We start from the raw sequence: 9,127 nt of genomic DNA on the forward strand, positions 1-9,127 counted from the left end.
TCCGACATCTGAGAAATTCACAACAGGGTTCCTCCTTCGGATCTGAATTTTATACAGGTACCTGAAGCGTAATCCCTATTTTGGCCTGAAGCTTACATGCTCATGCAAATATAAACCGTTCATTTAATGGAAAATTCAGTTCATAAGTCGGAGGGCTTGACCATACACTGTATTAATTTCAAACTTGTACAAGGGGGTTGCTTCATGCAGTTGATTCGCCGAATGGTTTCATTTCGAATGTCTAACCCGATTCTTTCGGGCCTCTGTCATGCTTTTGTGTGGATGATGTTAGGTGCATTGATTCTATCCTTCTTTCTCTGGATGACCGGAATGCGGGAACAAGATCTTTCCCTGTATACGTACGTTGTACATGGCTTGTCCTTGTTGGTGGGAGGATTTGTATCTGGCAAGAGGTCGGGTGAGCGAGGCTGGTACCACGGAGGGATTACCGGAATCGTTTACGGACTAATTGTATTGATGATCGGATTTCTGGCACTCGACGCCTCGTTTAATTGGAAAGACAGTCTGCAGCTTGCAAGTGCCTTCCTGATTTCTGCACTAGGAGGAATATTTGGAGTCAACACACGAAGATCATAGAAGATCGGGGTGTAACGGTTACTAAAAAAAGAAAAAGAGAACCGGGTCTCCAAGGAGATCCAGTTCTCTGACAATGAAGAATACGCTGCAAACGTACTCATAGCCTTACAGGCTTTTTAACATCTAGGATTTATTCAGCCGTATCGCGGGCAACTGCACTGCTGATCGCATTACGATCGAAAGTCAGTTTAGTTACATCGTTTACACGCAGTACAACCACATCATCCGTGATTTCAGCGATCGTTCCGTGAAGACCACCGATGGTAACAATTTTATCGCCTTTTTTCAATTGACCTAACATGGAATTACGTTGCTTTTGTTTTTTGTTCTGTGGACGAATCATCAAGAAGTAAAAAATCGCAACCATAAGTACCAAAGGTACTATCAGAGATACAATTCCACCGCCTGCTTGAGTTCCCGCTAAATTCATACCCTGAAACATTCAAACTCCCCCTTATCGACTATACTTACAAGTAAAACTTGTTACTTCGGCTCCGTAAAAACCCCTGATCAGAAACCTCTGTCATTGTCATGAAGACCATATTGATCGAAAAATTCATCCCGGAAATCAAGCAAACGATCTTCCATTATGGCTTTACGCACATTGCGCATCAAATTCTGCAAGAAATGAAGATTGTGGATGGTCGTCAAACGCAAGCCAAACGTTTCATCCGCTTTGATTAAATGACGCAGATAAGCTCTGGAATAGTTACGGCAAGTGTAGCAATCACATTCAGGGTCTAGTGGCCCAAAATCAGTTGCAAACTTGGCATTACGAACTACCAGACGTCCTTGGCTGGTCATTGTAGTTCCGTTACGGGCAATTCGAGTAGGCAGAACACAATCGAACATGTCCACTCCGCGAATCGATCCCTCAATCAATGCATCGGGTGAACCAACACCCATTAGATAGCGTGGTTTATTGGACGGCAACAAAGGAACAGTGTAGTCCAACACACCATACATCAAATGTTTCGGTTCTCCAACACTCAGTCCACCAATAGCATACCCCGGGAAATCCATGGAAGTCAAATCTGCCGCGCTCTGGCGGCGAAGATCTTCATGCATGCCTCCCTGTACGATGGCAAACAGCCCTTGATCATTTGGACGAGCATGACTTTCCAGACAACGTTCTGCCCAGCGACTCGTTCTTTCAAGTGATTTTTTTACATATTCATACTCTGCCGGATACGGCGGGCATTCATCAAATGCCATCATAATATCGGAGCCCAGTGCATTCTGAATTTCCATTGCCACTTCAGGCGAAAGGAACTTTTTGTCCCCATTGAGATGGGAGCGGAAGTTAACGCCTTCCTCCGTAATTTTGCGCATCTCACTCAGAGAAAACACTTGGAACCCGCCACTGTCAGTCAAAATCGGACGATCCCAGTTCATAAATTTGTGCAGTCCGCCTGCCTGACGAATAATTTCATGCCCAGGTCTCAGAAACAGATGATAGGTGTTACTCAAAATGATTTGAGCATCCATCTCTTTCAGCTCTTCGGGACTCATCGTCTTCACCGTCGCCTGTGTTCCTACAGGCATGAAGGTTGGTGTCTCAATAATACCGTGAGGTGTATGTACACGTCCCAAACGGGCTCCGGATTGTTTACAGGTTTTGATATGTTCATACGTAATTGCTGCCATTGGTTTTAATCATCCTCTAAAAATTAATCGTAATACCTTCACAACTTAATAAATCAACATGGCATCGCCAAAGCTAAAGAAACGGTATTGTTCTTTAATTGCTTCCTCATATGCATGCATGATTTGTTCTCTGCCCGCAAGCGCACTGACCAGCATGACCAATGTGGATTTGGGAAGATGGAAATTCGTAAGCATCCCGTCAATCACCTTGAACGTATATCCCGGGTAGATGAAGATTTTGGTCCAGCCGCTGCTCTCTTGCAGCTGCCCGTCTTCAAATTTGCTCCCCACCGTTTCAAGTGTTCGACAACTTGTCGTTCCTACAGCAAATATACGGTTGCCACGTTTTTTCGTTTCATTAATCAGATCCGCCGTCTCTTGAGACAAGGAATAGTATTCCTCATGCATGACATGCTCTTCAACATTATCAACCGACATAGGCCGGAATGTTCCGAGTCCCACGTGAAGCGTGATGAAAGCTATATTAACGCCTTTATCCCGTATCCGGTTCAGCAGTTCATCCGTAAAATGTAATCCTGCTGTCGGCGCAGCAGCCGATCCTTCATGCTTCGCATATACCGTTTGATATCTTTCGCGGTCATCCAGTGTCTCTCTAATATAAGGAGGCAGCGGCATTTCACCCAGACGATCCAGAATCTCCTGAAAGATTCCATCATAGGAGAACGTAAGCAATCGCGCTCCCATCTCGCCTTCTTCATCAATAACAGCTCTAAGCTCGTCGCTAAAAACGATGGCCGAGCCAGTTTTCAGCTTCTTACCTGGTTTAACCAGAGCTTCCCAACGGTCGCCCTCCACGTTTTTGAGCAGGAGTACTTCCGCCTTTGCCCCCGTATCTTCTTTGGTTCCGAACAAACGGGCTGGAAGAACTCGTGTATCATTCAACACCAGCGTATCTCCAGGCTGAAGGAAGTCGATAATATCAGGAAACGTGTGATGGTTAACCTCACCGCTTTCCTTGTTTAAGGTAAGCAACCGGGACGCCGTGCGGTCAAGCAGCGGCGTCTGTGCAATCAATTTCTCCGGCAATTCAAAATCATATAAGTTCACATTCATATTCTATTCATTCCTTAACAATAGTCGCATTTTGATAATAGTGTTTCAATATTGCTTGGTAATCATACCCTTCATCTGCCATGCCTTTGGCACCCCATTGGGACAAGCCCAATCCGTGCCCGTTGCCCTGACCGATGAACATGAAGCTTTGCCCCTGAGTTACAGCTCGGGCTTGACCATCACCACTCATAACCACAAGAGCATTACTGGATGAAGTTCCTGTGCCTGAGGCAGATAGTACAGCAGCACCCTGTGAACCGGTTTTGCTTGCTGTTTTGCCGTCAGCGCCTAATACAGTATAACTTCCGGTCCCTGCAATATCAAATAAAGTACTCGGTAATCCACCTAAAGCTGAGCGGTATGTATCTGCATATTTTACCGACATAGGCTGGCCATTCGCAGTGACTTCAAGTGCTCTTCCTGATGGCCCACGCTTGGTCACTTCCAGCGTTGAAATCGAAGATGGAACAGTAGAAGTCGTTTTACCCTGCAAGGATTTAACCAATTGAGCTGACGTGAATGGTCCTCTTACCCAAGCATAATCATTGGATTGCGGCACTTTGGCCAGAACAACAACCTCATTGCCTGGATTTATTTTCGCTACCGGTTCAACATTAGATTGAATTAACGGAATGGGACGCACATTGGTATTTTGGGCAGTAACCGTCACTTTGGCTAAACCCGCATCCGTTTTGGTCGTTAATTCTTTTACATTATCTTCACGGATATAGCCGCTGACTCCTGTACTCAACAGCACATGATACCATGTTTGTAATCCAGCTTGAGCCGATGTGTCTCCCGGGCTGTCCACGTTACTGAACACACCCGCGCCTCCGTTCCATACCTCGGATGGATCAGCAGTCTGTCCCCCTGCATTGGAAGAGAATACAGCTTCCACAATCTTACCACCGCTCTTGATAACTTCTCCAGTGGTGGCATCAACTGCGCTGGAGACCTTATCATTCTCTGAGCCCATTCCGTTGTATGCCTGACTGAGCGTGGTATCCACGACATTGGCAATTTTGAAACGGTCCCCTTGTTGAAGTGCATAAGAACGTGCAGCGACAGCCTGTACTTTCAGTGCTTCTGCTGGCCAGGATGAATAAACTTCTGCACCAACGACGGAGTATAAATATTGCTCCAGTGGAACGACATTAACCAAAGCCAAATCTCCACTTACAATGCTAATTTCCATGTTACCGCGATATGTCCGCCCTGAACGTTCCACCACTTTGATTCCACTGCCGTCTCCTTGAACTAACGCCTTGGCTTCACTTCCAGCAATGGTGTAGTGCGGTGCTGTTTTAAGTGTATCCGTACTTAACCCGGCATCCTGACGGATGATAAGTGCAGCACTATTACTGTTTATCGGAGATAGGGATACTCCTGGAACACTGGCTTCCACACTCTTTTTGAATGTTGCCAGCTCAGCATCTGTTGAGGCTTCACCAACCCATACGGTATACCCTTGACTTCCTCCATCCAGTTGAAGCACCGTATAAGCACTAACTCCTGCCGATAAAAAGGACGCTTGCGCTGTTTCTGCCTCTTGAAGTGAACTGTAGACTCCAGCCGATAGACGCTTGCTGCCCGTCACCGCTGGTTTTTGTCCCCCCAGTTGGGCTGCGGCCACTTTTTGCACGCGTGCTACCGCTTGTCCGGCCAACGCTTCTGTAGCATAGTTACCGGTGTAGAGCTGATAGGTTGCTTTACCATTCAGAGACGTTGTAAACAACAACGGTTTATCGCTGGTGGCCTGCAACAATTTCGCAGCTGCTGCTGCCGTTTTGAAATCCCCTGTTTCCAATACTTTGACGCGGAATCCATCCGCACTGAAACGGATTTGTCCTGCCGGAAGGGTTATGCTTGCTCCGCTTTCGGAACCAATATTCCATTTTCCACTCGACTCAAGCGTAATCAATGGTGTAGTCGATTTATACGTACTCCCCAGGTTCGCAAACATGGCTACCCGGATCATCTGTCCATCACTTTCAGCGGCATACACAGGCACTTGCAGACACCCTACCGTCAACAGAGCTGCGGCCAGAACCTTCAAACGCCGACTCCACTTCTTTGTTTGCATTGCTTTCCCCACGATCAGTCTCCTCTCCATGTTTGTCCCAAGTTGTATTTTGAAATGAATCTCTTTGATATATAATCACAATTTATTTGGCATCTCTCGGTGGAACAGGCAAACCCAGATGATGATAGGCCTGGTCCGTTACAATTCTGCCCCTCGGTGTACGTTGAAGCATACCAATCTGCAGCAGATAGGGCTCGTAAACATCCTCAATGGTTTGACTCTCTTCACCGATCGTAGCGGCAATCGTATCCAGACCCACCGGGCCTCCACGGAAACTGTTAATCATTGATTTGAGCATCTTGTGATCGATCTCGTCCAGACCGCGCGGATCAATCTGAAGACGTTGCAGTGCTTCTTCCGCCAGAGTCTGTGTGATGATACCATCACCCCGTACCTGAGCAAAGTCACGCACTCTTTTTAGCAGACGATTGGCAATCCTTGGCGTCCCACGGGAGCGCAATGCGATCTCCTCAGCGGCATTACCAACAATCTCCACCCCTAGAATCTCGGAGGCTCGTGAGACGATGTAGGCCAGCTCATCCACCGTGTAGAATTCCAGCCGACTAATAACACCAAACCGGTCTCTGAGAGGCGCAGACAGCAAGCCTGCGCGAGTTGTAGCACCAATCAGTGTAAATGATGGCAGATCAAGACGTACAGAGCGGGCACTTGGGCCTTTTCCGATCATAATATCCAACGCAAAGTCTTCCATCGCGGGATACATAACTTCTTCTACCGTACGATGAAGGCGATGAATCTCGTCAATAAACAGGACATCCCCTTCTTGCAGGTTAGTCAGCAACGCAGCCAGATCGCCTGGGCGTTCAATTGCTGGTCCTGATGTCGTACGCAAGTTAACACCCAATTCGTTGGCAATGATATTCGCAAGTGTTGTTTTCCCAAGTCCAGGCGGGCCATATAACAACACATGATCGAGCGCCTCATTACGCATTTTGGCGGCTTCAATGTATATTTTCAAATTTTCCTTAGCCTGGTTCTGCCCGATATATTCATTCAGATACCGGGGACGAAGGCTGAGCTCCACAGCTTGATCTTCCATCATCAGGTTCGCGGAAATAATCCGGTCATCCATGTTCATCCCTACCTTTTTTATGCGGCTTACTGCTCTATTATAGAGGCAAAATTAATTATCCTGTAAACAGCATTTGCAGTGCCCGTTTCATTAACACATCAACAGAATCAGCCGAAGTAACATCTTTCTTCAGTTTGAGCCATACTTTATCGAGCTCACTGTCGGTATAACCCAGCGCCTTGAGACCTTCACGAGCTTCGTCCCAGGCAGAGCCGCTTCCTGCTTCTTCTGAAGGAGGAGCAAACAAACCTGTTGCATACGTAGCAGCACCAAAACCATCCAATTTGTCCTTGAGGTCCAGTATCATACGCTGCGCTGTTTTCTTACCAATTCCCGGAAGTTTGGTCAGGAACGTCAGATTCTCTTGATAAATGGCCGTCACGACATGATCCGGCGTACCGCCAGCAAGTATACCCAGAGCAACTTTGGGGCCAATACCTGATACCTCGATCAGCTTGCGAAATAACTTCTGTTCCTCCCGAGTAGCAAAACCAAACAGCAATATCGCATCTTCTCGTACATGGTGATGGGTATACACTATAATTTCGCCCTCTTGCTTCGCAAATGCAAAAGGGTTCGGGCAGAACACACGATATCCGACTCCGTGCACATCAAGCACAATATATTCGTTCTCCAGATGTATAAACTGTCCTCTTAGAAAATCAATCATTTTCGCAATACCTCATTCAACTTGGAATTTAATGTATAGGAGTGTGCATGGCACACGGCTACAGCCAAAGCATCCGCTACGTCATCCGGCTTCGGAATCGCCTGTAAACGCAAAAACATTTTGACCATCTCCTGCACTTGCCGCTTCTCCGCTTTTCCGTATCCAACAATCGCCTGCTTAATCTGCATCGGCGTATATTCGGCAATAGGCAGTCCCTTCTGGGCAGCAGCCAGTACCATGACACCTCTCGCCTGACTGACAGACATCGCTGTTGTAACGTTACGATTGAAAAAAAGTTTCTCCAGCGCTACCGCGTCCGGTTTATATTTATCAATCAGCTGTACCATGCCCTCATATACATGAAGCAGCCGTTCTTCTTCAGGGGTATGAGCTTCAGTCTGAATACAGCCATATTGTACAGGTGTTACCTTACTGCCGATTTTATCCACAAAACCAAAACCGACAATCGCAATCCCCGGGTCAATTCCCAAAAAACGCAAATCCATCTCTCCCTTACAAAAGCGAACATATGTATCGTTCATTTCATTATAACAAAAGATAGACCCTGCGGCAGGAAAAACTTTGTCCTTCCTTACACTCGCCTGAATTTCGTGAACAACCTACAATCGTTATTTCCTATATTCAGGTGTTTCGGTCATGGAACGACAAAAAGGACATCTTTCGATGTCCTTCGTTACACTTCGTATGTTGTATAAGATGTGAATGTCCTTCGAGAAGGTACTTCTCCTCTATACAATGTAAACAAATACGTTAAATGCAGATCAGCCTATTTATTTATCCTCCATTACGGATTTCTTTATTGGCTTCATCCACCGCATAATCGCTGAACGTCGAAATCACACTATCATATTCATCCTTGTCCTGAATACGGATCCCCTGCTGCAACTGCTCCAATACACCTTCCGGCAATGAAGTCTCCAACGTCCCTACGTCCATTTGAAAAAAAGTACGGATGACTTTCTCTTCTGCTGGTCTCCCCTCATAAAGGTTGAGATTGCCCACAGCATCTATACTAATATACGCCTGCTCTTTACATAGTGGAGAAAGATCGTCCACATGTTGCTTAACGCGTAACACTGCTGCTGACTCAACCTGAGCATCCCAATCCGGATGTTGAAGTAGCAGCATCTTCCATTGAGGAATCGCCATCTTATGTTCCGTTTCTACCCCACATATATATTGCGTCTCCAGCACAACACTCGTTAAACGGTCCGGATCAGACCCGAGTTGTTCCATCAAAGTCTCAATTTCTTGCTCAGACCTTTGTTCATTCGTTGCAGGTCCCATTACGGATACTGCCTCGCTGAAATTGGTCGTTAGTAAACGCTCGATCGCAGAAGAAATCGGCAAACCACTGTAAGCCAATAAAGCTACAGCAGCCAGCGCTGCAGTCATCCATACTGTTCGTTTCCACCGACGCCAGCGTCTCTTGAATTGTTTTTTGAAGTTAAACGTGTTCACATGAACCCCTTCTATCACTTTTTAAACCTATTGTGACCGAAAGACTTGGGGTTTATGCAAAATCAACCTAAGGCATCAGTAATACGCTGCACTTGAGCGCAAACAAGATAAAAGCTATAGTTATTCCCTTATTAAAGGTTGCCATGAGTGAAGAGGTTGTTATTGCTCAGCATACTTCAAAATATAAATAAAAAGACAGACTATCTATGAAAAGATAGTTTGTCTTTTTTGAGATCGGGATGACACGATTTGAACATGCGACCCCCTGGTCCCAAACCAGGTGCTCTACCAAGCTGAGCTACATCCCGTTATCTATACCGGCGAGAGGACTCGAACCTCCACGGTTTCCCACTCGATTTTGAGTCGAGCGCGTCTGCCATTCCGCCACGCCGGCGTATTAAGTTATAATGGCGCGCCCTGAGAGATTCGAACTCCCGGCCTTTTGATTCGTAGTCAAACGCTCTATCCAGCTGAGCTAAGG

General features: G+C 46.4%; 9 protein-coding genes and 2 tRNA genes. 1 reads left to right on the plus strand and 10 read right to left on the minus strand.

Features of this window, described 5'->3' with window-relative positions; translation table 11 throughout:
• Positions 1 to 204: 204 nt before the first annotated feature.
• Positions 205 to 597, plus strand: a complete 393-nt coding sequence (locus P5G61_RS26395; RefSeq protein ID WP_301249186.1) for a TIGR04086 family membrane protein — start codon at positions 205 to 207, stop codon at positions 595 to 597.
• 130 nt (positions 598 to 727) lie between these two features.
• Here P5G61_RS26395 and yajC read toward each other — a convergent pair whose 3' ends face one another.
• From yajC to P5G61_RS26445, 10 genes are all read right to left on the minus strand, one after another.
• A complete protein-coding gene (yajC, locus tag P5G61_RS26400) occupies positions 728 to 1,027 on the minus strand; it encodes a preprotein translocase subunit YajC (protein WP_301249187.1) in 300 nt (99 codons plus the stop codon).
• An 80-nt stretch (positions 1,028 to 1,107) separates the two neighbouring features.
• Positions 1,108 to 2,244: a tRNA guanosine(34) transglycosylase Tgt gene (tgt, locus tag P5G61_RS26405; RefSeq protein WP_094939106.1), complete on the minus strand. Its 1,137-nt coding sequence runs from the start codon at positions 2,242 to 2,244 to the stop codon at positions 1,108 to 1,110.
• A 45-nt stretch (positions 2,245 to 2,289) separates the two neighbouring features.
• A complete protein-coding gene (gene queA, locus P5G61_RS26410) occupies positions 2,290 to 3,318 on the minus strand; it encodes a tRNA preQ1(34) S-adenosylmethionine ribosyltransferase-isomerase QueA (RefSeq protein WP_301249188.1) in 1,029 nt (342 codons plus the stop codon).
• Positions 3,319 to 3,325: 7 nt separating this feature from the next.
• Positions 3,326 to 5,401, minus strand: coding sequence for a SpoIID/LytB domain-containing protein (locus P5G61_RS26415; protein WP_301249189.1), 2,076 nt, complete (start codon positions 5,399 to 5,401; stop codon positions 3,326 to 3,328).
• A gap of 82 nt (positions 5,402 to 5,483) precedes the next feature.
• Positions 5,484 to 6,494, minus strand: coding sequence for a Holliday junction branch migration DNA helicase RuvB (ruvB, locus tag P5G61_RS26420; RefSeq protein WP_024633033.1), 1,011 nt, complete (start codon positions 6,492 to 6,494; stop codon positions 5,484 to 5,486).
• A gap of 55 nt (positions 6,495 to 6,549) precedes the next feature.
• Positions 6,550 to 7,164, minus strand: coding sequence for a Holliday junction branch migration protein RuvA (gene ruvA, locus P5G61_RS26425; protein ID WP_079350721.1), 615 nt, complete (start codon positions 7,162 to 7,164; stop codon positions 6,550 to 6,552).
• Positions 7,161 to 7,664: a crossover junction endodeoxyribonuclease RuvC gene (ruvC, locus tag P5G61_RS26430; protein ID WP_024633031.1), complete on the minus strand. Its 504-nt coding sequence runs from the start codon at positions 7,662 to 7,664 to the stop codon at positions 7,161 to 7,163. The genes ruvA and ruvC overlap by 4 nt, the downstream gene beginning before the upstream one ends.
• 295 nt (positions 7,665 to 7,959) lie before the next feature.
• Entirely contained in the window at positions 7,960 to 8,646 is a 687-nt protein-coding gene (locus tag P5G61_RS26435) for a BofC C-terminal domain-containing protein (RefSeq protein ID WP_301249190.1), read from the minus strand.
• 234 nt (positions 8,647 to 8,880) lie between these two features.
• Positions 8,881 to 8,954 (minus strand) — tRNA-Pro (locus tag P5G61_RS26440).
• Between the two features lie 7 nt (positions 8,955 to 8,961).
• Positions 8,962 to 9,040, minus strand: a tRNA-Leu gene (locus P5G61_RS26445).
• Positions 9,041 to 9,127 lie beyond the last annotated feature (87 nt).

This window comes from Paenibacillus vandeheii, assembly GCF_030433635.1.
GTDB lineage: Bacteria > Bacillota > Bacilli > Paenibacillales > Paenibacillaceae > Paenibacillus > Paenibacillus vandeheii.